Raw genomic sequence first — 21,934 nt, 5'->3', positions numbered from 1 at the left:
CAAGAGGAGACACCATGGCGACGAAGAAAACGGGAGCAGGTTCGGGGTTCAGAGAGTCGGTGCGTACCCGCGCCAGTGATGCGCTGAAGGAAGTGGAGAAAATCCGTGAGCTGATGATGAAAGAAATCCATGAGGGATTCGACAAGGTCAGTGACAAGGTTTCTTCCGCCGCCAAATCGACCTCGCAAAGGACGGAACATTTCCGGCACCAGGTTTCCGACATTCACCCACGGGAATATTGGGAGAAGACGGTCAGGGAGGTCGAAGAACTGAGAGATGAGTTGATCACCGGGGTTTCGGATCGGGTCAACCAGTTGCGCAAGGCGACGGAAAATGCGTTCGCTAAATCCGGCAAGAAAACCAGTAAAAAGAAAGCCGAAAAGAAATCAGCAAGTAAAAAGAAAGCCGCAAAGAAAAAGACGGCCGGAAAAAAAGCCAGTAAAAAGAAAACAGCAGCCAAGAAGACGGCTAAAAAGAAAGCGACCAGGAAAAAAGGTGTCAGGAAAAAAACAACCAAAAAGAAGGTCGCTAAAAAGAAAGTCAGTAAGAAAAAACCGGTCAGGAAAAAGGCGCGTGGTTAGGCGATGGCCATTTCTGGACGTCCGTCATAAACCCGCCAATGACGGCCGTCCAGCTCCTTCAAGGTCGATAGTGTAAACAGGACTCCTCACTCCGCGTCTCTTTTAACAATAATATCTGAACACCGGGGTTGCTAACGGATTTGTCATAGTGTGGTATCTGCCGCTAGAATCAAGCTGCTGGTCACAAATATGACAAATGTAATGCTGGAAACCTTTGCACAGCTTGGTATCGCCATCGCGATCGGCCTGATTATCGGCCTCGAACGGGGCTGGCGAGGTCGCGAAGTGGAAGAGGGTATGCGGGTAGCCGGCCTGCGCACTTTCGGCCTGATTGGCCTGTTGGGCGGATTATGGGGCTTGTTAGGTGATGAGCTTGGTATCGGGCTGCTTGGTTTTGCTTTTGGGTCCCTGGCCGCGTTGTTGATCGTCGGCCATGCATTGGCCGTCAAGCAAACAAACGATTTCGGTATTACCACGATTATCGCTGCACTGATCACCTTTGCGCTGGGCGCGCTGGCGGTGAGCGGCTTTTTGCATGTCGCCGCCGCCGGTGCAATTGTGACGGCGCTGATTCTGAGTCTCAAGTCCCTGTTACACGGCTGGTTGCGACTCATTGAGTATGATGAGCTGTCGGCGATCCTCAAGCTGGCGCTGATCTGGATTGTGATTCTGCCGTTGTTGCCTGACCAGGGTTATGGACCCTGGCAGGCAATCAACCCTTATCAGATCTGGTGGATGGTGGTATTGATTGCCGGTATTTCGTTTGCCGGTTACATGGCGATCAAAACCGTCGGCTCGCACAAGGGCTTGCTGATCACCGGTTTTCTGGGCGGCCTGGTCTCCTCGACCGCCGCGACGATCAATTTATCCAAACTGGCACAGAAGAAAGCCCGGATAACGGTGATCTGCGCCGCCATTTTGCTGGCGGAGACCATCATGTTTCCGCGAATGCTGCTGGAAATTACGGTAGTCAACCGCGCCCTGCTGGTTCCTGCATTGTTGCCGATCCTGTTGATGACCGCTGTTATGCTGATTGGCGTCATTGTTATCTGGCAGCGTAAAGCGGCGTCGGGGGAGGCTGAATTACCCGTCACCAACCCTTTTCAAATCAAGATGGCCCTGCAGTTCGGGTTGCTGCTGGCGCTGGTGATGTTTCTGGCGCAGGCCTTCATGGCCTGGTTGGGTGATGCCGGTATCTATCTGGTTGCGTTGATCTCGGGGATCGCCGATGTGGATGCGATCACGTTGTCATTGGCCTCGATGGCCAGGTCGGATCTGGCGCCGGAGACCGCCGTGCGCGGTATCGTGATCGCCGCCATTGCCAATACCTTGTTCAAGACGGCACTGGCACTGGTGATTGCAGGCCGACAAATGTTATGGCGTCTTTTGCCCGTGGCGCTGATTGCCTGTATGGCGGGCGGGGCGAGCCTGTTCTGGCTGTAGGGACAATACGTATCAATACGCTTGTTGTGTACTGTGTTGATCCCAATAAAAAAGGAGACCCATGGGTCTCCTTTTTGCCGGGGCGGTCAGATTGCTAAACCTGACTGTCCGGTTTATCCGAACCGGTATGCGGGGTATCGTCGCCTTGTTGAGTTTGCCCGGAATCGGCTTTTTTGTTCTGGCCGGGGGCCTGGTCCCGATCCGATTCCTGTCCGGGCTTATTGGCGGTTTCTACCTGAACCAGTGAGCCTGACCGGGAACGCTCTTCAGCCTGTTTGGGATCGGCGGAACGGTCGCTCGTGGCTTTTTGCTCGGGCTGCGGCTTGTCGGCATTGGACGTGGGTGAGGCAGGCGCTTCGGCCGGCTTGCTGGTGGCGCGCTCTTTTGCTTCACTTTGTTGTTCCGCCGGCTTCACCCTGGAGGTGTTGTCGCCGGTTTTGTCACTGGCGCCGCTGACCTCGGGTTGTGCCGGGCTTGTCGATGCCTCGGGTTGCCGGGCAGAAGAACCTTTGTTGTCCTCCGCTTTCTGCTGGGGAGCAGCCGACTGAGGGGAACCGCTGGCTGTCTCGTTCTCCTTGCGTCCTGGCGAGTTATCCGCGGGCCTGTCCTGCGCCTGCGATTCATTGCCCCGGTTGTCATTCTCGCCGGACTGCTGCGCTGCGGAGGCGGCCTTGTCAGCCTTCTCTTTGTCGGCTTTGGCCGGCGCACCGCGGTTGTCGTTGCGATTGCCGTTATTCTCGTTTTTGTTCTCGCCTTTATTCTCGCCTTGCGAGGACTGATCGCCACTGTCGGCGGACGATGCAGAAGAAGGACGCCGGCGACGTCGGCCACCCCGTCGGCCCCGGCGACTGCCGGAACTGCGTTGCTGCTGCTGTTCACCTTGTTGTCCCGCCGTGCCACTGCTTTCCGGCGACTTCTGTTTGCTCTCCTTGCTCTCTTTGTTTTCCTTACTCTCCGCTGCCGGCTCGCTGGCGGGCTTGTTCTTGCTGCTGTCAGTCTGCCTGGCCGCGGCCGGCTTGTTCGAGCCTTGCTGGCCTTGTGACCCGCTTTGCTGAGTGCGCCGACTCTGTTGTTGACCGCCGGTTTTGCGCCGTTGACCTTCGCCGGCACTGGTTTTGCGGCGGGGACGGGGTGTCGTGCCGGATTCCTGGCGCGGTTTTTGAGGCCTGGGTTCATCACTGCCGAACAGGAGGCGCCACAACCGGACAAACAGACCGGGCCCGCTCGGTGCGGCGGCGGGCGAGGCTACCGGCCGGGGGGTGGCCGGCTTGACCGATTTGACCGCCGGCTCTTCGGGCGGAATGGCGGTTGAACTGACCGAGGTGGAGACCGCTTCAATGCCTTCCTCATCATGGCGCTCGACCAGCTGAAAACTCTGTTTGTTCTCTTCCAGTGACGGATCATCGTCGCGGACGCGGGTCACTTCGAAATGCGGTGTCTCCAGATCGATGTTCGGAATCAACAGGATTTTGATCCCGTGGCGATTTTCGATCTCCTGCAGCACATCGCGTTTTTCGTTCAGCAGGAAGGTGGAGGCATCCACCGGCAGCTGGGCCACGACGCGCGCGGTCTTTTCCTTCATGGATTCTTCTTCCACCAGGCGCAGGATCGACAGCCCCAGCGACTCGATGCCGCGAATGGTGCCGTGTCCGCTGCAGCGCGGGCAGATGATCTGGCTGGATTCGCCCAGCGAGGGACGCAAACGCTGGCGGGACATCTCCAGCAGACCAAAGCGTGAGATACGCCCGACCTGGACCCGGGCTCGATCCGCCTTGAGGGCTTCGCGCAGCCGGTTTTCCACTTCGCGCTGGTTCTTCGCGGGACTCATGTCGATAAAGTCGATGACCACCAGGCCGCCCATATCGCGCAGACGCAGCTGGCGGGCGATCTCCTCGGCCGCTTCGAGGTTGGTGTTGAGCGCGGTCTCTTCGATATCGGCGCCCTTGGTGGCGCGCGAGGAGTTGATATCGATGGAGATCAGCGCTTCGGTATGGTCGATGACCACCGCGCCCCCGGAGGGCAGACGCACCTCGCGCTGGAACGCCGATTCGATCTGCGATTCGATCTGGTAACGGGTGAACAGCGGCACCGGATCCTGATAGAGTTTGATCTTGTTCAGGTTGTGCGGCATCACCTGGGCCATGAACTCACGGGCCTGTTCATAGACCTTGGGCTCGTCGATGATGATTTCGTTGATGTCGTTGCGGAAATAGTCGCGAATCGAGCGGGTGATCAGGTTACTTTCCTGGTAGACCAGAAACGGCGCGGATTTCTGTCCGGCGGCTTCCTCGATCGCCTTCCACAGATTGAGCAGGTAATCCAGGTCCCACTGCAGCTCTTCGACATTCTTGCCGACGCCGGCGGTGCGGATGATGATGCCCATGTCCTGGGGAATTTCCAGCTGGGCGAGGGCGTCGCGGGCTTCATTGCGATCGTCGCCCTCAATGCGACGAGAAACCCCGCCGGCACGCGGGTTATTGGGCATCAATACCAGATACCGTCCGGCCAGGCTGATAAAGGTGGTCAGGGCCGCGCCCTTGTTGCCGCGCTCCTCCTTGGCCACCTGGATGACCAGTTCCTGGCCTTCCTTCATGGCATCTTTGATATTGAGCTTGCCGCCGGGATCGACCCCTTCGCGGAAATATTCGCGGGAGATCTCCTTGAGGGGCAAAAAGCCGTGGCGTTCGGCGCCGTAATCGACAAAGGCCGCCTCGAGACTGGGCTCGATACGGGTGATTTTCCCTTTATAGATGTTCGACTTTTTGGATTCGCGGGCGCTGGTTTCGATATCCAGATCGTAGAGGCGCTGGCCGTCGACCAGTGCAACACGCAACTCTTCCGGCTGAGTTGCGTTAAACAACATTCTTTTCATTGTATAACCTTTATGCGTGCGTGCGCTCTGACCCCGGTCGCTTATACTTCGGACCGTGGGCAATGCCACAACAGACCTTCGCACGAACCCGGCATCGCCGACAGCCGGCGTGACTCATCAAGATCCACTCGGGTCACGTGCTGGTCTGCCCACCCGATCGCGAAACGTGTCGCGGCCCCGGGGAGCGCGTATGTTCATCCTCGGCTATTCGTCGTGTTAACAGGTTGCGAATAGCCACATTTGTCTTGCAGTTATCACCTGCGCGAAGCAGATGATGGAAAACCGGTTTTTGACCGTCTGCGCCGCCCTATATAGTCAGTCGGAGATATAGTAGCGGCAAACTCCCACAATAATCGGAAGTTAGGCGAATATATCAGTGTTGCGCCAGTGCATCAATCGCTGGAGGAAAAATGCTAGAATAGGCCCCATCATGGCGACAAATAGCAGTAATCCGGGCCCTACCGAGGTCAAACTGGTCACAATCGGGCCCGAACAGGCCGGCCAGCGCATCGACAACTATCTGCTCACCCGGCTCAAGGGGGCGCCCCGCAGCCTGATCTACCGCATCCTGCGCAAGGGCGAGGTCCGGGTCAACAAGGGGCGGATCAAGGCCCCTTACCGGCTCAAGGCGGGGGACGAGGTGCGCATCCCGCCGGTGCGCCTGGGCGAGAAAACCGTCACCACGCCGGCCGAGCGGGTGCTGCGCCAGGTCGAATCGGCGATTTTGTACGAAGACAAGCGGATTCTGATTCTCAACAAGCCCAGCGGTCTGGCCGTGCATGGCGGCAGCGGGGTCAGCTACGGGGTGATCGAGGCCCTGCGTGCCCTGCGGCCCGACGCCCCGTTCCTGGAGCTGGTGCACCGGCTGGATCGCGACACCTCCGGCTGTCTGGTCATCGCCAAAAAGCGCAGCGCCCTGCGGACCCTGCACGAGCTGCTGCGCGAAAACCGGATGAACAAGTATTATATCGCCCTGGTTATGGGTCCCTGGCAGGGCGGGGCATGGCGTGTCGAGGCGCCGCTGAAAAAGAATGTGCTGGCGTCCGGTGAACGGATCGTCCGGGTGGATGAAACCGGCAAGGCCGCGGCCAGCCTGTTTCGGCCCCTGGCGGTCAATGCCACGGCGAGCCTGGTCGAGGTCAAGCTGGAGACCGGGCGTACCCACCAGATCCGGGTGCATGCCGCCCATCAGGGGCACCCCATCGCCGGCGACGAGAAATACGGCGATCCGAAATTCAACAAACAGCTGCGCGAGGTGGGACTCAAGCGGCTGTTTTTACATGCCCACCGGCTGGTATTTGCATTTGATGATGACGGTCCCCATATTGACGTGACAGCGCCGCTGGACACGCATCTGCAAACATTACTCGCAAAACTGAACCTGGAGTTTCATGAATAACACGCAACTGATTGTTTTCGACTGGGACGGGACCCTGATGGATTCAGAAGGGGAGATTCTCACCTGCATGCGCGCCGCGATCCGTGATCTGGATCTGGCGCCGCGCAGCGATGATCAACTGAAAAACATCATCGGCCTCGGATTGCAGGAAGCGCTGCGCGCCCTCTATCCGCAGGGCCGCCCCGAAGAGTTGATTCAGCTGACCGCCCGCTATCGACACCACTTTCTGGAAAGCGAACGCGAACCGTCCCAACTGTTTGCCGGCGCGCGGGAGATGATCGAGGAGCTGCATTGCGCCGGTCACTTTCTGGCCGTGGCCACCGGCAAGGGTCGGCAGGGACTGAACAAGGTGCTGCAACAGACCGGGCTGGATGAGTATTTTCACACCACCCGCTGTGCCGATGAGTGTCATTCCAAACCCCATCCGCAGATGCTGCACGAGATCATGGATTATCTCGGCGTCGAGACGGACGCGGCACTGATGATCGGCGATACCGAATACGATTTGCAGATGGCCAGCAATGCCGGTGTAAAATCCCTGGCAGTGAGTTATGGTGTCCATGAGCGTCAGCGCCTGCTCGATTGCAAGCCGCTGGACTGCCTGGATAGCATCGGCGATGTTCACAACTGGTTAAAGGAACGCAGCAACCTGGCCGCGTGACAACAGACTCCTTAACAATAGCGCCAGCGGCGCGATAACATGCACGAGAATGGAAGGGATAACATGAGCGACGAACAAAGCAGTCAAGACTCAGCCACACAGCAATGGCAACAGGATGTCATCAACCGTCTGGCATTCGCCGCGCTGAATGAACAAAAAAAGAGCCGCCGCTGGAAAATCTTTTTCGTGCTGCTGTTCTTCTCCTATTTGTTTCTTGTCTACTTCACTACATTTGTCCCGACGGAATCGGCTCGCGGCAGTATCATAAGTAAAAAGCACACGGCCCTGATCGAGGTCAACGGCGTAATTGCCGATGATCAGTCCGCCAGTGCCGATAACATCGTCACCGGACTGCGCAACGCCTTTCAAAACGAGAAAGTTTCAGGAATCATCCTGCGTATCAACAGCCCGGGAGGCAGTCCGGTTCAGTCCGGTTATGTCTATGACGAAATAGCCCGACTGCGTGAACAGTATCCCAATACCAAGGTTTATGCCGTGATCACCGATATTGGTGCTTCCGGGGGATATTACATTGCCGCCGGGGCGGATGAGATCTACGCCGACAAGGCAAGTCTCGTCGGTTCCATCGGAGTCATTATGAACAGCTTCGGTTTTACCGAGGCGATCGACAAGCTGGGTGTCGAACGACGCCTGTACACGGCGGGTGAGAGCAAGGGCTTTCTGGATCCGTTCACTCCTGAAAAGCAGGAAGAAGTTCAGCATGTAAAGGGTATGCTAAATAACATACATCAGCAATTTATCGAGACCGTCAAGCAGGGGCGCGGTGACAGATTGAGTGATGATCCTGAGATTTTCAGTGGATTAATCTGGACCGGCGAGGAGAGTCTCGAGCTGGGATTGATCGATGGCCTCGGCAGCAGTAGCTATGTTGCCCGGGAGGTTATCGAGGCCGAAAATATTGTTGACTACACCCCGCAGCCTGACTTTTTTGAGCGCTTTACCCGGCAACTCGGTGCGGCCATGGCCGGCACTATGAGCAAGACGCTGGGTTTGGAAGGCGGCCGTATACGCTAAAAGATTCAGTTTCGCTCTATGGTGATGGTGGTGAGCGGGCAGTGGAGTGTAGTGACTTCGTCACTATATCCATTTCCAAAAGATCATCCCAGAGTCTTGACCACGTTGGCCAGTCATGATTGCCTGCAACCGTATGAATATTCTCTGGCGGCAGGAGTTGTTTGAACCCGTTGTACTTGGGTGCAATATCATCCTGTCGTCCATAACCCAGATAAATATTATCCAGCGTATTATGTTGTTCAAAGTCGGCCAGACGATCCCAGTAAGTATAGGGAACTTGTTGAGATTTGGCGGGTGAGTGATCTCTGTCGATAAATTGAAGTATGCGATACATGGGATCCCGTTCTTTGTTAACGCCGGTGTACGGGGATAGGAGTATCACTCCTTCAATTGTTTCCGGATGGTCCAGGTAGTAAGAGAGCGCAAAATAACCCCCGAATGATATGCCCAGTAACCAGATTGACTGGTAGCCATTTGACTGAACGGGGGTAATAACATCCGCCATGAAGCGTTCGGGAAAATTGCCGCGTATCAGATATGCAGCATTTGCATCGACCGAAAGAAAGTCATGTGTCAGTCCATTTTTGTGTGCGATATCGATAAAACCATGGTCTTCAAAGTCAGCGCGGTCTCCCCAGAGCCCCGGTAGTAGAATTATAATTTTCCGGTTGTCATTGTCCTTGGAATGATGCCAGGTCATTTTCATTGGGTTATTTGCTTGCGGAATAAATGAGCAGGAAGTAAGAAGCACAGAACAAAGTAAGTAAAATAACGATCTGGCGATGTGGAAGTGCAGGAACATGAGTCTATGGGGATCCTTGTGTGAACTGGTCCTGTCCAATCAAGCTATGCTACAAGCTTATAGCTTAACCAAGCTGATAATGACATTAAATATAAGTTGTATGTGGAAGTACTTGCAAATGTCGTTCCCCATAATTTGCTTCTAGCCATAACCCTCAATGAGAAATGGTTTCATTTCATTGTAAGGTAAAAGAGCATAGACAGACTCTTGACGGGGTTAAATCCTGTCTAATATAGTATTTCTATACTAAATATTGCATTGCTGAAGGTGAAAGTGCACTCCAGCAAGGCATATTAGTTTTGTTTAATATTCTTTAAAAGAAAACGATCATGGTTAAATGTCATCTTTCGAAAATAATGGGTGAAAGAAAACTGAAAATATCAGATGTAGCTCGGGATACAGGGATTAGCCGGGGAACAATCACCCGCTTGTATCAGGAAACGGCGCAGCGTATCGAGATTGACGTGGTTAACAAGTTGTGCCGATATCTCGATTGTCAGATTAGCGATTTGTTTGAAGTGACAAATTAGAACACCTGACACTCAGAATGACTTGATTATTCGACCGGCGCTATTACTTGTCGGTGCTACAAAAGAATAGTATAAACTTATAAGAGGTCTTAGTCGTGGGGATGACGAATTTTGAAAATGAAATTGCAGGATTGATCATTGAATCACTTAACCTGGAAGATATCGAGGTTGATGATATTGATCCCGAAGAACCTTTATTCAATGAAGGGCTTGGGCTGGACTCAATCGATGCACTGGAGTTGTCGGTTGCATTGTCCCGGAAATATGGGATAAACCTTCGCGCGGACAATCCCGATATTCAAAAAATATTCTCTTCTCTACGTATGCTGACATCATATGTCGAATCTAACGCCACTATCGGCAAGTAACCCTCGTTGATGTTATTTGCATATGCATTGTCTTCATCTTGATCATGTCTATGATTAGGTCATCTTTTTATGTCTCACGGAACCATGCCTGCCTGGAAGGGCATTTCCCAGGGAATCCGATTGTCCCGGGAGTTGTGGCGCTGAATCTGATGTCAGAAGAGCTAATTAAAGAAGTCGATAATGTTTATGTATGTGGTTTTCCGCAAATCAAGTTTCATTCTCCCATATTTCCTGAGCAAAAGGTTGCTGTTCAGTTTATTCATAAAAAAGATTTTTTGTACGACTTCATCTGCGATGTGGATGGTACAAAAGTGATTTCAGGAAAAATCAGGCTTGTATCCAACGGGTGTAAAAATGGTTGAAACCTGGGATGCGCAAAAAGAGCGTAGTAATCCTTTTTTACTGAAATTTATCTGTAAATTCGCGCTCAATATGCCAAGGTCTATTGCTCGTTTGTGGTTATGGCCAATCAGTCTTTACTTTCTCTGTTTTTCGCCGACTTCTCGTGCTGCTTCAGCGGACTACCTTCGTCGCAATCCAAAAACGTCAAGTGATATATTTTCAATTTACAAGCATATCTATACGTTTGCCTCGGTGATTCTCGACCGAGTTTATTTTATTACTGGTAAATTCGATAAATTTAGTATCAGCTACGACCTGGACCCCGAAGCACTCGCGGCGCTTGAAGACAAAAGTGGAGCAGTCTTTCTGGGCGCGCATATCGGTAGTTTTGAAGCTATGCGTTGCCTTGCGCTCAAGCAGGCAGACCTTGAACTGAAAATACTAATGTATCGTGATCATAACGCGATGATCACTCGTGTTCTCGATGAGTTAAATAGTGATATTGCCGGTTCTGTCATCAATATCTCAGACCAAAATGCCTTGTTTCAGGCGCAAGAGGTCATTGAGAATGGCAGTGTTGTTGGTCTGCTTGGTGACAGGGGAGTGCCCGGCGAGAAAATGACTCGATGCAGCCTGTTTGGAGGAGAAGTTGATATTCCATCTGGTCCATTTTCCATCGCACTGATTCTGGGTGTGCCGATTATTGTGGTTTTTGCGACTTACGTTGGCGGTAATCGATATCATATAACCCTCACGAAATTAAGTGAGGCGGTAATGGCGCCAAGAAATGAAAGAGATGCACTTATTCGGAATTTGACAGATGATTATGTTGTTCAGATTGAAACGGTTCTGAAACGTTATCCTTATAACTGGTTTAATTTTTATGACTATTGGGGTGCCCTGTGAGTCGGCTGTGGTTTTTAATTCTCATAGCAAGTTTTTCCTGCCTGGCCCAGGCCGACTTTCTCGACCGGCGACTGGGTGAAATATCTGCACAGACCGAGATGACAGCAGAGTTCACCGACATCTGGCGCGCCGAGTATCTTGATGAAGATGTTGTGAGCCACGGCAAGTTATATTTCAAGAGCCCGGATCTGTTAATTAAAGAGGTGATTTCACCTGAGCCCGCGACCTATACGGTTTCCGGGGAGTCTGTCAAAGTTGAGCAGGGTGAAACGGTAAAGCACATCCAGCTATCTGATCATCCCGAGCTTGGAATGGGTATCTATGCACTGAGGATGCTATTGCAGGGTAACCGGAAGGGTCTTGATAGAATGTTTCTGTATCAGTTTCGCCATTCTGATAATAGTTTTGAGTCCTGGGTTATTGAACTTTTTCCGAAATCAACTTACAGCAAGGAAAAAGTCAGAAAAATCGAGGTTGCAGGTGAGAAAGGTGAGCTTCGCGAAGTTAAAGTCATCTATACAAGCGCTGACGTTTACATAACCCGCATCAAGGCGAATGAATAAAACAAAACCCATAATATTCCATGTTATCTGGTTTGCGGCAGTTACGCTCCTGTCAATCTACCTTGTTTTTAACTTGCATACAATTACTGATATCAAGCAGTTCATCCCGGCTGATAAAGAAGATAGTACATTTCATACCCTGCAAAGTGAACTATTGAGTAGAAGTGAGTCTTCATCAATACTTCTAAATATTCATGGGGCGAATGCTGAAGAATTGGTCAGGCTCAGTCGTGGTTTGCGAGCTGAATTCACTGAGACTGACAGCAATGTGATACTCCAGAATGGCGAGGAAAGCTTTGATACCACCGGTATTGAAATACTAAATGAGAAACGTTTTCTGCTGGTTGATACTGACTGGTCTGTCGAAGGTCTGAAACAAGCACTCAAACAACGTATATCTGATCTTCGTCACGGTCAGGGTCCGGTGATTGGGCAGTTGATCAAGTCAGATCCCTACTTGTCTGTTAAAAAATATTTTCAATCTATAGAACGCCCGACGACCTTAGATAAGCAATATCCGGTATGGTACGCTCACGATACCGGCGCAATACTGCGTGTTGACTTCAGAAACGAAGATGTTGATCTTGATACGATTGAGCAGACTCAGGAAATACTAAACAGTATATTTCAGGAGTTGTCACCCCCGGAAAGCGCCCGTCTGGAAATGACAGGACCTGGCGCCATTGCTGTTGCCACACGCGAGGAAATCCGAACCGTCACTCAAAGATTGAGCTGGGTTGTTCCTCTCTTATTGCTGCTTGTATTCTGGATTGCTTATCGGTCAGTCTTTCTGGCCTGGTATGCCGGAATCCCACTGGTAACTGGCGCTCTGGTTGCCCTGGTCGTTACCCAGGTTGTCTTTGCCAATGTTCATGGTGTTGTCATCGCCTTTGGCATTACGATGCTTGGCGTTGCGCTGGATTATCCTGTTCACCTGTTCAGTCATAAATATCCGGATGAGGCACTACGCACCTCAGCCAGCCGGATCTGGCCGGTTTTGCGCCTGGGGGGATTCAGTTCTGCCGGGGCATTTCTGGTTTTACTATTCAGTGGCTTTGAAGGACTTTCGCAGCTGGGTGTTTATGCCGGTTCTGGACTGATCACCGCATTGCTCGTAACACGGTATTTTCTGCCTGTACTTACCAACATGGGTAATGTGAAGCCCAGGCTATTTGTGTTGCATCAAAATATGCCAATGTCGTACACAATCATCATTTTGATGTTGATTGTTATTTCTGTGTTAGTGCCCTGGATACAACGTGATATCCACTGGAACGATAGCGTGGATGCCCTCAGCCCTGTATCCCAGGAGAAAAAGAAACAGGACGCGAAGTTAAGGGATATAATTGGCGGGATGGAAGTGTCGGATATTTTTGTGCTTGAGGATGCTGATCTGAACAGATTGCTGGTGTCTACTGAACAACTATCAGAAAATCTCAGTGATCTGGTCAATGAGGGAATTGTCAGCGCTGTCTTTCCTGTAACAGACTTTCTGCCCTCAGCCACAAAGCAGAAGGCTCGACAAAAAGCTATCCCGCAAAGTCAGGAGCTGCAGCAGCGAGTACGATATTCGGTTGAAAACACACCGTTCAATAAATCAGCCTTCCAGGAATTTATTGAGCTGGCTGAAAAAGCGAAACAGCAAGATATTATTTCCTATGAGGAGATATTGCGCTCGCCGGCCGGGCCTATTGTCCGGCAAGGACTTATAAAAACCGGTGATAGTTGGCTATCTGTTGTTCGTGTTAGTGGACTGTCGTCACCAGAGCGATTTACTGACTGGCTGGATGAAAATCCGAACGTTAAAAAATATCATATTAATATCAGAGAACAGGTGAGTAATTTATTCGGGAAATACCGAGAGAGAACTCTGTCCGGAGTTATTCTCGTGCTTATTATTCTCGCTGTTATTGTTTTTGTTTACTGCAGGAATTTCATAACTTCACTGCGTCTGATCTCTCCGGTATTCATCGGCGTCGCCGGCGGGCTTGCAGCAGGACTGCTGGTCGGGCAAGGTCTGAACATATTCCATTTGATGGCTGTATTTCTGGTGATTGGAATGGGGTTTGACTACAGTCTGTTTTTCAATCATGGTCGTGGTAATAAAGATGTTTTTTCCCGAAGTTTTCACGCCATCAGTATCAGTGCGGTTACCACGGTAACTTTGTTCATTTTTCTTGCTCTTTCCCCGATACCTGTTTTGTCCGCCATGGGGAGCGTCATTGTCGCAGGAATTCTATTGAGCTTTGCCTCGGCCTGGTTGGTAGCCGGACTTGATTGACAATGGTAAGCCGTTCTTTTATACATCTATGACTCTATTAGTCGAAAAAACAGTCCATATTTGTGTTCTTTGTTGTGAGATAGTCAATTATGTCATTGATTGAACAAAACGAGATTCGCCAGCGGATTCCTCATGCCGGCGACATGTGTCTCATCGAGACTGTCAGGGAATGGAGCCAGGATGCGATAACATGTATATCCAGTACACATGTTGATGCCAAAAACCCATTGCGTCATAAAAACCAGCTACCTATGTCCGCGTTGATTGAATATGGTGCTCAAGCGATGGCAATACACGGCAGTCTGGTCAATGAGCAGCAGGGTGAGCCTCAAGGCGGCTATCTTGCAGGTCTCAAAGGAGTTCGCCTTGCCGAGGGTGATTTGTCCGGCATTCATGATAAACTTGTTATTTTTGCTAACAAGATCTACTCCGACGGAAAGAATATGATTTATGATTTTTCAGTGTCTGCTGGTGAAACTGAACTGGCGTCGGGCCGTGCCACGGTCTTTGGTGGCATCGTAACCGGAGACCAGCCATGAGACGCGCACTTGTCACAGGTGGGAGTGGAGACATTGGCGGGGCGATTGCCCGATCTCTTGCTGAGGCAGGCTGTTTTGTCTATGTTCACGCTAACTCCAATTATGAACAGGCCGAACGTGTGGTGGAGGACATCACTCATAACGGCGGCCAGGCTTTACCTGTGCAATTTGATGTTACCAACAGGGACGAGGTTAACCTCAGGCTTGAAGAGATTCTTGAGGCCGGCCCCATTCAGGTGCTGGTCAATAATTGCGGTAGTCATAATGATGCAGTAATGGCCGGAATGCAGGGTGCACAATGGGATAATGTTATTAATGTAAATCTCACCGGTTTTTTTAATGTAACCCAACCCCTTCTTTTGCCGATGATCAAGACCCGTTGGGGGCGAATTATCAATATTTCATCCGTTGCCGGGGTTATGGGCAATCGAGGCCAGGCCAACTATGCTGCCGCCAAGGCGGGCCTCATTGGTGCCGCCAAAACTATGGCCCAGGAAATGGGGTCGCGTGGTATTACCGTAAATGTCGTCGCGCCGGGTATTATCGAAGGAGCTATGACACAGGAAATATTTGATAAGGAAGCAATTAAGCACCTGGTACCGATGTCCCGATCGGGGAAGCCAGAGGAGGTTGCCAACGTGGTTACTTTTCTGGCTTCTGAATCTGCAAGTTATGTTTCCGGCCAGGTTATTGGCGTGAACGGGGCAATGGTATAATCAGGGTATCTTGTTTAACGACTGATGCGCGACAGCCATGCCTTGTTATTGGTGGCTCTTGAATATAATAAACCTGTGATATACCAGTGCAATAAAACGGCTTCACCAATATATTTCATAAACATGTTTCTTGAGCCGGCCGGTTTTGCCGGGCAAAGGTATACCTGAAATCCGAATTGTCGCGCCATGTAGCCTGCACGTGCCTGATGGTATTGACTCGTGATCAGTATAATTTCCTGATCTTTCCCGGGCAGATTTTCTCGTAGTTCTGTCAGGTTCTCCAGTGTATTGCGTGATGCTCCTTCTGTATGCACCAGTTCAGGCTTTACACCCTGTCTTATCAGGTATTTTGCCCCGGCACTGGACTCGCTGATTTCCATATTCGCGGTTATTCCGCCCAGCAGGTAAAATTGAAGCTGGTGGTTCTTATGATAAAGCTGGAGTGCAGTATCCAGTCGGTGAATGTATTCTTGATCCGGCTGGTTGTCTTTCAGTCGTTTACCAAGGATCACTGCATAATTTCGGTCTTCCGGGCACGTTTCCTCTCTTGCCGTCTTTTTGATGTACAAAAAAACACCCAGTAGCGAGATGCCCAGGGTCAGGATAATGACAAGTAGAGAGAGCAGGCCCATAAGGTATCCGGCATACTCTGGTTTACCCTGGTATTCGGGCAACAATCGGGGCTTGATTGCCGAGCGATAGAGGCCTTTTGGATACATTCCTCTTCGGAACAGGTGCCGGGCTACCATCAGCGTTATCAGACTGATATCTCTTACTCCCCGGAAGTGGCTGGGTCGCGCATTCGGGGTATAAACAGCGGGAATGGTAACAGCCTGACTCTTGATTCCACGCTGCGCTGCCTTGATTAAAATTTCACTTTCAAAGACAAAGCTGCTGCGCTTCGACGTGGATATTTTAAGATCTTCGAATAGTCGGGCCGGGTAAATCCTGAATCCGGACTGACTGTCTGACAGCGGGTATCCCGCAGCCCAGGCCAGCCAGAAGTTGGCAATCCGGTTGGCATAATAGCGTTTTGCCGGAATTGCCGACTTGTCCGCCAGCCGAGCCCCGATAATGATATCGTCCGGGTATTGCTCCAGTTTACTTAGCAAGCGGGGAATATCCGATGGCGAATGCTGGCCGTCCCCATCAAGTGTGACGTAATAGTCAACCTGGTGTTTTCTGGCTTCCTGTATACCTTGCCACAGGCTGGCCGCCTTACCCTGGTTTTGTACATGTTCAATAAGTAAGACAGGAAGGTCTTTAACCACCTGTGAGGTCTCATCCTGTGAGCCGTCATTCACTACGATCACAATATTAGAAAAATCTAATGCACTTTTGGCAATATTGCGTAGCGTCCTGGCTTCGTTATAAGCCGGAATGATGATGGCGTAGTTGCTGGACATGTGGCGGAATCTTTTTATACACTATTTTTGTGCTACCTTAGCATAAATCGCATGTCAAAAAATATAAACAGGAGGGTAAATGAAATTCTCAAAATGGATGATGACGGGGTTACTGGTGGCTATCACCGTGCTGGCGGGTTGTCGTTCGAATCCGGTAATGAATGTTGATGAAGCCGCGATCTCACTTCAAAACGAACCCGAGATGCAGCAGGTTGAAAAGGCTATTATTCGTGCTGGCAGCACACTGGGCTGGAACATGAAGAAGACAGCACCGGGAAAGATGGAAGGTCGTCTCATGATCCGCAGCCATGTTGCGGTAGTGGATATTACCTATGATACCAAGAGCTATTCGATTCGTTACAAGGATTCCGAGAATCTGGATTACGACGGTACCAATATCCATTCCAACTACAATGGCTGGGTGCAGAATCTGGACCGAAATATTCAGCAGCAACTCATGACTCTGTAATTGAGCAGGGCTTGTTTCTATAAAGGGCGGTATCACCGCCCTTTTTTACGAACACAGTATATTGGTTGCTCCCGGCATCCGGTCGTCATGTTCGAATGACGACCGGATGTGGTATGGGCTTAATGATGCAGTATCTCGCCTTTCAGGGAATAGGCGATCGCCAGAACATCTTTTTGGGTTTGCGCGTCGATCTGCTCCTCTTCGAGTGCTGCCATAATGTCATCAACTGCCGCCAGATATTCTGTCGCATTGATATTCATTCCACGGTGCGTCTCCGGCATCGAGCGCCCCCGGTATTCAGCATTCCCACCGCTACCGGCTTCGAGAAATGCACACAGATGTTGCTTGGTCGTCGCCAGTTTTTCCGGGGTGTCCAGATAGGGACGAAAGCGCGCCCGGATGGTCGGGTTCTCCATGTGGTTGGCGACAATTTTCTCTACCAGGGTATTGATACCGTTACTGCCCCCCAGACGTTCATAAAGTGATGCATTTTCCATTGTCTGTCTCCTTATGGTTTGCGTTCAGATCGTTTGTTTTACTGCACATTAATAGACCGGTCGGTCTATTTTTTACACGGCATTTCCCGGCAACAGCAGTGCTATAAGCATATTGATCTCCTAGGCCGAGGCCATGCGGAAATAGAAATCCAGCATTTCCCGCAACGGCGCCGGGTCACGTCGCAGACGGGTCCGTAAAGCCGCGCCTTCCCAGCAGTTGACGAGCAGTTCCGCCAGTTTTTGCGGGTCGGTATTTTCAGCGAGTTCTCCGCGTTCTATCGCCTCCTCAAGGCTGACGGCGATACGCTGGGCGATCTCGAAGAAACACTGTTCCACCTTCTGACGAAAGACCTCGCTGACCCCGGACAGCTCCTGGCCCAGTCCGCCCAACAGGCAACCCAGGTAGCCCTCGGTGCGATACTTCTCCTCGCTGAGTTCGAAAAAACGGCGCACCCGCTCCAGCGGGGCGAGACTTTTGTCACCCAGACAATGGTCAAGCCCGGCATGTACCTCTTCCATGTAGAGGTCGATGGCCTGAAGCCCAAAGTCCTCCTTGGAGTTGAAGTGGTGGTAGAAGGATCCTTTGGGGATCGCCGTCGCTTCCAGTACCGCCGATATCCCGAGATCGTGATACCCGTGGCGCAGCAGCATCGTCATGCCTTGTTGAAGTAAGAGCTGTTTGGTGTCGGTTGCCATGCTGTCTCAGATCGCTAATAGACCAGTCAGTCTACAATAGTTAATTAATAGCACAATCGGGCCTGTGGTCAAGGCGGATACAGAGCCCTGTCTGTGGGATAAGTGAAATAATATTATAAAACAAAGACTTGAGGGTAACTCTTCAAAGCCGGATGAAGTTGTCTGGCGAGCTGTTTGTTGCGGCGCAAGGAAAGCCGGGGGAGGGGGCCTGGCCGGACCGGAGCAGCAGGTGCCGACCGGTGCGCTAATTGCCGGAAACGGTGAAAGGGAGGAAAACGTGACGTTGCTCGTCCCACTCGTAGCCTGTGATGGCTTCGCTTCCTTCGCGGCCATATAACACCGTGTTACCCCTCAGGTGGATTCTCAGATCCAGCGGATTCACGCCATAGGCCCTGTGATTTTCCGTCTTGATACTGTCAAGGAGGGTAGCTTCCCAATAGTCGCTGTGTCGGTGAAACCACAACAGCAATTCGTTGTTACCATCCGTGACCAGCATGAATATATCGTTGTCGGATTGTCCGGTTACTTTTCCCTCTTTTCTGTCGATAACCCGCCAGCCATCCGGTGCCCGGGTGATTCTTGCCAGATTTGAAGGTGATGTTCTATGCGGTAGCCATCCGTTGGCGGCTCCTCATCGGCGACGCAGAGTGTACTGTAGAACGGCATGCTCAAAATGATGGGCAGGTGTCGAACAATAAATGATAGAGACATCCCGGACATATAATTACCGAACTAAATATCTGTTCCTAAAAGGTGCGCAGAGGCGTAGGTCAGGTTGCGCGCAGCGCTACCTGACATTTTCCGCATCGGCAGGGTGTCACGCAGGCTAACGCCAGCGTGACCTACACAATTAGCTGAGTATAAAGTGTGCATGAATTTGGAACAGTTATTTAGATGATCCGAAACCCTTCTTCTTCCAACATGCGTATCAATCTGATCAACGGCAGCCCGATCAGGGTATTGGGATCGTCGCCTTCGAGTCTGTCGAACAGGGCGACGCCCAGCCCTTCGGATTTGAAACTGCCGGCGCAATTGTAGGGCTGTTCCCTGTGCAGATAGTTCTCGATCTGACTGTCGTTCAGCTGACGAAAGTGAACCTTGAAGGGCACCACGTCACACTGGGCGTGATCTGTGCGACTGTTATAAAGACACAGGCCGGTGAGAAAGTTGACGGTTTTACCGGACGCGGCGCGCAGTTGTTCGATGGCCTTGTCGTGACCGCCGGGCTTGCCGAGAATTTCGTCCCCGATCACCGCGACCTGATCGGAGCCGATGATCAGCGCCCCGGGAAATTGTTCGGCCACCGCGCGGGCCTTGGCTTCGGCCAGGCGCTCGACCAGTTGTTCGGCGGACTCCCCGGCCTGCGCCGTTTCATCCACCTCAGGGGAGGCGGTATCAAACGGCACACCGAATTTTTCCAGGATCGCCTTGCGAAACGGCGAAGTGGAAGCGAGAACCAGTTTATTACTCATAGACAAATATCTTAAATTTTAGTTTTTAACCACCAAGACGCCAAGACACGAAGTAATTATTATTGGTTTTCTTCGCGTCTTGGTGTCTTCGTGGTTAATTTATTTTGTTTATTCGATTTCCACCAGCGCCTCATCCGGGTTGACGCTTTCGCCCTTGGTGACGTGGATGGCCTTGATGATACCTTTAATCGGCGACTGGATCTCGGTTTCCATTTTCATCGCTTCGGTGATCAGCACTGGATCGCCGGCTTCGACCTCGTCACCGACGCTGACCAGCACATCGACGATGGTGCCGGGCATGGAGGTCGAAACGTGCCCCGGAGTCGTGGCGCGCGGGCGTTTGCCGGCCGCGGAGCGGGCATGGCCGGTATCGCCGCCTTCACCACCGAGAGCAATCTCATCCAGCGATTCGAGCAGGATCTCCTCGGGCACGCCATCCACGGTCACGTAGTAGGGACGCAGGTGTTCCTTGGGATAACCGCGCCCGGTGACCTTGATGTGATAACTCTCGCCGTGCAGAGTGACATTGAACTCGGTGGCGGCTTTGTGTCCGTTGGCGTTGTTGACGTTGGGGGGTTCCAGCGGTTCGGGGATCAGCTTGCCGTCCTCGCGCTGTTGCAGAAAATCGCGGCCCAGTTCAGGAAACATGGCGTAGGTCAGCACATCCTCTTCCGATTTGGCCAGGGGGCCGATCTCCTTGCGCAGTTTCTCCATTTCCGGCGGGATCAGATCGGCGGGGCGGCATTTGATTACCTCTTCATTACCGATGGCCATGTGCTGCACCTGCGGGCTGATCTCACCCAGGGCCTGGCCGTAGCGGCCCTGCAGATAGTGTTTCACCTCGTTGGTGATGGTCGCATAGCGCTTGCCGCCAAGCACATTCATCACCGCCTGGCTGCCGACGATCTGCGAGGTGGGCGTGACCAGGGGCGGATAACCCAACTCCTTGCGCACCCGGGGGATCTCCTCGAGCACCTCGTTCATGCGGGTCAGGGCACCCTGTTCCTTTAACTGATTCGACAGATTGGAGATCATGCCGCCGGGCACCTGATTGACCTGTACACGGGTATCGAGGCCGGTGAATTCGCTTTCGAACTGATGGTACTTCTTGCGTATCTCGCGAAAGTAAAACCCGACCTCCTGCAACAGGGGCAGGTCCAGGCCTGAATCGTATTCGGTATCCCTGAACGCGGCGACCATGCTTTCGGTGGGCGGGTGGCTGGTGCCGCCGGAGAAGGAGGAGATGGCGGTATCAAAACCGGCGGCGCCGTTTTCCACCGCCTTGTAGTGACACATGTCGGCCAGCCCGGCGGTGGCGTGCGAATGGGTAAACACCGGGATCTCCAGCTCGCTGACCAGCGCCGAGACCAGTTGCGCAGTCACATTCGGGGTTAACAGCCCGGCCATGTCCTTGATGGCGACACTGTCGCAGCCCATCTCCTGAAGGTCTTTGCCCAGTTGTACAAACCGATCCAGAGTATGTATGGGGCTGGTGGTGTAACAGATGGCGCCCTGGGCGTGCTTGCCGCTTTGCTTGACCGTCTCGATCGAGACCCGGATGTTACGCAGATCGTTCATGGCATCGAAGATGCGGAAAATATCCATGCCGTTGTCCGCGGCCCGGGCCACGAACTCGCGCACCACATCGTCGGCATAGTGGCGATAGCCGAGCAGATTCTGACCGCGCAACAGCATCTGCAGCTGCGTATTGGGCAACGCCTTGCGCAACTGGCGCAGCCGCTCCCAGGGATCTTCTTTTAAAAACCGCACACAGGCATCGAAGGTCGCGCCGCCCCAGACCTCCAGTGACCAGTAACCGACCCGATCCAGCTTCTCACAGATCGGCAGCATGTCCTCGGTGCGCATACGCGTGGCGATCAACGACTGATGGGCGTCGCGCAGAATCGTGTCGGTAATCTTGACCTTGGGCATGGAAAATTCCTAATTCTCGATGTGTGTCATTCCGCCGAAGGGCGGAATCCACTCTCTCTATGATTTCACAATCAGAATATTAGAGTAACTGTTTATATAGATCACGCCACTGTGAGTTTGTTTCTTCAATCAGCCGTATTTTCCAGGCTCGATTCCAGTTCTTGAGTGATTTTTCACGTTTGATTGCCGATTCCATACTTTCATGAACTTCATACCAAACCAGAACTGTTACATCATATTTTTTGGTGAATCCATCAACGCTATGAGTCTTATGTTCCCAGACGCGCTTTAACAAGTTTGAAGTTACTCCAGTATACAATGTCCCATAGCGTTTACTGGCCAGTAGATAGACACAGGGCTGTTTCTCCATAACGGCCTCTTTCCGAAACTGGATTCCGGCCTGCGCCGGAATGACGATAAATTG

23 protein-coding genes are annotated in these 21,934 nt (G+C 52.0%); 14 read left to right on the top strand and 9 right to left on the bottom strand.

What is annotated here, in order from left to right; all coding sequences use genetic code 11:
* Window positions 1-14: 14 nt before the first annotated feature.
* Both EDC23_RS06435 and EDC23_RS06430 read left to right on the top strand, forming a co-directional pair.
* Window positions 15-581, top strand: coding sequence for a hypothetical protein (locus EDC23_RS06435; protein WP_134082206.1), 567 nt, complete (start codon window positions 15-17; stop codon window positions 579-581).
* Window positions 582-770: 189 nt separating this feature from the next.
* Window positions 771-2,024, top strand: coding sequence for an MgtC/SapB family protein (locus EDC23_RS06430; protein WP_134082205.1), 1,254 nt, complete (start codon window positions 771-773; stop codon window positions 2,022-2,024).
* A 94-nt stretch (window positions 2,025-2,118) separates the two neighbouring features.
* Here the strand turns inward: EDC23_RS06430 and rne are convergent, their stop codons facing one another.
* The gene (gene rne, locus EDC23_RS06425) at window positions 2,119-4,896 is read right to left on the bottom strand and encodes a ribonuclease E (RefSeq protein WP_134082203.1); all 2,778 of its coding nucleotides are present in this window, start codon (window positions 4,894-4,896) and stop codon (window positions 2,119-2,121) included.
* Between the two features lie 430 nt (window positions 4,897-5,326).
* On the opposite strand from rne, the gene rluC reads away from it, so the two are divergent.
* The 3 genes from rluC (at window position 5,327) to sppA (ending at window position 7,991) form a co-directional block, all read left to right on the top strand.
* Window positions 5,327-6,295, top strand: coding sequence for a 23S rRNA pseudouridine(955/2504/2580) synthase RluC (rluC, locus tag EDC23_RS06420; RefSeq protein WP_134082202.1), 969 nt, complete (start codon window positions 5,327-5,329; stop codon window positions 6,293-6,295).
* Window positions 6,288-6,956, top strand: a complete 669-nt coding sequence (locus EDC23_RS06415; RefSeq protein ID WP_134082201.1) for an HAD-IA family hydrolase — start codon at window positions 6,288-6,290, stop codon at window positions 6,954-6,956. Before rluC ends, EDC23_RS06415 begins: the two co-directional genes overlap by 8 nt.
* A 63-nt stretch (window positions 6,957-7,019) precedes the next feature.
* On the top strand, window positions 7,020-7,991 hold the full coding sequence (gene sppA, locus EDC23_RS06410; protein ID WP_134082200.1) for a signal peptide peptidase SppA: 972 nt from the start codon (window positions 7,020-7,022) through the stop codon (window positions 7,989-7,991).
* Between the two features lie 16 nt (window positions 7,992-8,007).
* Here sppA and EDC23_RS06405 read toward each other — a convergent pair whose 3' ends face one another.
* Window positions 8,008-8,793: an alpha/beta fold hydrolase gene (locus EDC23_RS06405; protein WP_134082199.1), complete on the bottom strand. Its 786-nt coding sequence runs from the start codon at window positions 8,791-8,793 to the stop codon at window positions 8,008-8,010.
* Window positions 8,794-9,122: 329 nt separating this feature from the next.
* Here EDC23_RS06405 and EDC23_RS06400 point away from each other — a divergent pair, with 329 nt between their 5' ends.
* The 8 genes from EDC23_RS06400 (at window position 9,123) to fabG (ending at window position 15,038) form a co-directional block, all read left to right on the top strand.
* Complete coding sequence (locus tag EDC23_RS06400; RefSeq protein WP_134082197.1) at window positions 9,123-9,323, top strand: helix-turn-helix domain-containing protein; 201 nt, start codon at window positions 9,123-9,125, stop codon at window positions 9,321-9,323.
* Between the two features lie 101 nt (window positions 9,324-9,424).
* The gene (locus EDC23_RS06395; protein WP_134082196.1) at window positions 9,425-9,691 is read left to right on the top strand and encodes a phosphopantetheine-binding protein; all 267 of its coding nucleotides are present in this window, start codon (window positions 9,425-9,427) and stop codon (window positions 9,689-9,691) included.
* 134 nt (window positions 9,692-9,825) lie between these two features.
* Complete coding sequence (locus tag EDC23_RS06390) at window positions 9,826-10,053, top strand: hypothetical protein (protein ID WP_243830728.1); 228 nt, start codon at window positions 9,826-9,828, stop codon at window positions 10,051-10,053.
* On the top strand, window positions 10,046-10,939 hold the full coding sequence (locus EDC23_RS06385; protein ID WP_134082194.1) for an LpxL/LpxP family acyltransferase: 894 nt from the start codon (window positions 10,046-10,048) through the stop codon (window positions 10,937-10,939). Before EDC23_RS06390 ends, EDC23_RS06385 begins: the two co-directional genes overlap by 8 nt.
* Window positions 10,936-11,502: a LolA family protein gene (locus EDC23_RS06380; protein WP_134082192.1), complete on the top strand. Its 567-nt coding sequence runs from the start codon at window positions 10,936-10,938 to the stop codon at window positions 11,500-11,502. The genes EDC23_RS06385 and EDC23_RS06380 overlap by 4 nt, the downstream gene beginning before the upstream one ends.
* Entirely contained in the window at window positions 11,495-13,783 is a 2,289-nt protein-coding gene (locus EDC23_RS06375; RefSeq protein WP_134082191.1) for an MMPL family transporter, read from the top strand. The genes EDC23_RS06380 and EDC23_RS06375 overlap by 8 nt, the downstream gene beginning before the upstream one ends.
* Window positions 13,784-13,872: 89 nt before the next feature.
* Window positions 13,873-14,322: a 3-hydroxylacyl-ACP dehydratase gene (locus EDC23_RS06370; protein ID WP_134082190.1), complete on the top strand. Its 450-nt coding sequence runs from the start codon at window positions 13,873-13,875 to the stop codon at window positions 14,320-14,322.
* On the top strand, window positions 14,319-15,038 hold the full coding sequence (gene fabG, locus EDC23_RS06365; RefSeq protein ID WP_134082189.1) for a 3-oxoacyl-ACP reductase FabG: 720 nt from the start codon (window positions 14,319-14,321) through the stop codon (window positions 15,036-15,038). Before EDC23_RS06370 ends, fabG begins: the two co-directional genes overlap by 4 nt.
* Before the next feature lie 14 nt (window positions 15,039-15,052).
* Here fabG and EDC23_RS14115 read toward each other — a convergent pair whose 3' ends face one another.
* Window positions 15,053-16,444 (bottom strand): glycosyltransferase, encoded by a 1,392-nt coding sequence (locus tag EDC23_RS14115; protein ID WP_166668787.1) that lies wholly within the window; start codon window positions 16,442-16,444, stop codon window positions 15,053-15,055.
* Window positions 16,445-16,523: 79 nt separating this feature from the next.
* On the opposite strand from EDC23_RS14115, the gene EDC23_RS06355 reads away from it, so the two are divergent.
* Complete coding sequence (locus EDC23_RS06355) at window positions 16,524-16,913, top strand: hypothetical protein (protein WP_134082188.1); 390 nt, start codon at window positions 16,524-16,526, stop codon at window positions 16,911-16,913.
* Window positions 16,914-17,032: 119 nt separating this feature from the next.
* Here EDC23_RS06355 and EDC23_RS06350 read toward each other — a convergent pair whose 3' ends face one another.
* The 6 genes from EDC23_RS06350 to EDC23_RS06325 all read right to left on the bottom strand — a co-directional run bounded on the left by EDC23_RS06350 (window position 17,033) and on the right by EDC23_RS06325 (window position 21,880).
* Window positions 17,033-17,410: a group I truncated hemoglobin gene (locus EDC23_RS06350; RefSeq protein ID WP_134082186.1), complete on the bottom strand. Its 378-nt coding sequence runs from the start codon at window positions 17,408-17,410 to the stop codon at window positions 17,033-17,035.
* A gap of 120 nt (window positions 17,411-17,530) precedes the next feature.
* Entirely contained in the window at window positions 17,531-18,106 is a 576-nt protein-coding gene (locus EDC23_RS06345; RefSeq protein ID WP_134082185.1) for a TetR/AcrR family transcriptional regulator, read from the bottom strand.
* 244 nt (window positions 18,107-18,350) lie between these two features.
* Window positions 18,351-18,602, bottom strand: coding sequence for a hypothetical protein (locus EDC23_RS06340; protein ID WP_134082184.1), 252 nt, complete (start codon window positions 18,600-18,602; stop codon window positions 18,351-18,353).
* Window positions 18,603-18,996: 394 nt separating this feature from the next.
* A complete protein-coding gene (locus tag EDC23_RS06335; RefSeq protein ID WP_134082183.1) occupies window positions 18,997-19,578 on the bottom strand; it encodes a Maf family protein in 582 nt (193 codons plus the stop codon).
* A 108-nt stretch (window positions 19,579-19,686) separates the two neighbouring features.
* A complete protein-coding gene (oadA, locus tag EDC23_RS06330) occupies window positions 19,687-21,510 on the bottom strand; it encodes a sodium-extruding oxaloacetate decarboxylase subunit alpha (protein WP_134082181.1) in 1,824 nt (607 codons plus the stop codon).
* 79 nt (window positions 21,511-21,589) lie between these two features.
* Window positions 21,590-21,880 carry a GIY-YIG nuclease family protein gene (locus EDC23_RS06325; RefSeq protein WP_134082180.1) on the bottom strand — a complete coding sequence of 97 codons (291 nt, stop codon included), beginning with the start codon at window positions 21,878-21,880 and terminating at the stop codon, window positions 21,590-21,592.
* Between the last annotated feature and the right edge of the window lie 54 nt (window positions 21,881-21,934).

Origin of the sequence: Thiohalophilus thiocyanatoxydans, from assembly GCF_004366735.1 — a bacterium.
GTDB classification, from domain to species: Bacteria; Pseudomonadota; Gammaproteobacteria; order UBA6429; family Thiohalophilaceae; genus Thiohalophilus; species Thiohalophilus thiocyanatoxydans.
Note: the sequence above shows the minus strand (reverse complement) of the source record. Positions and strands in the feature narration are given on the sequence as shown.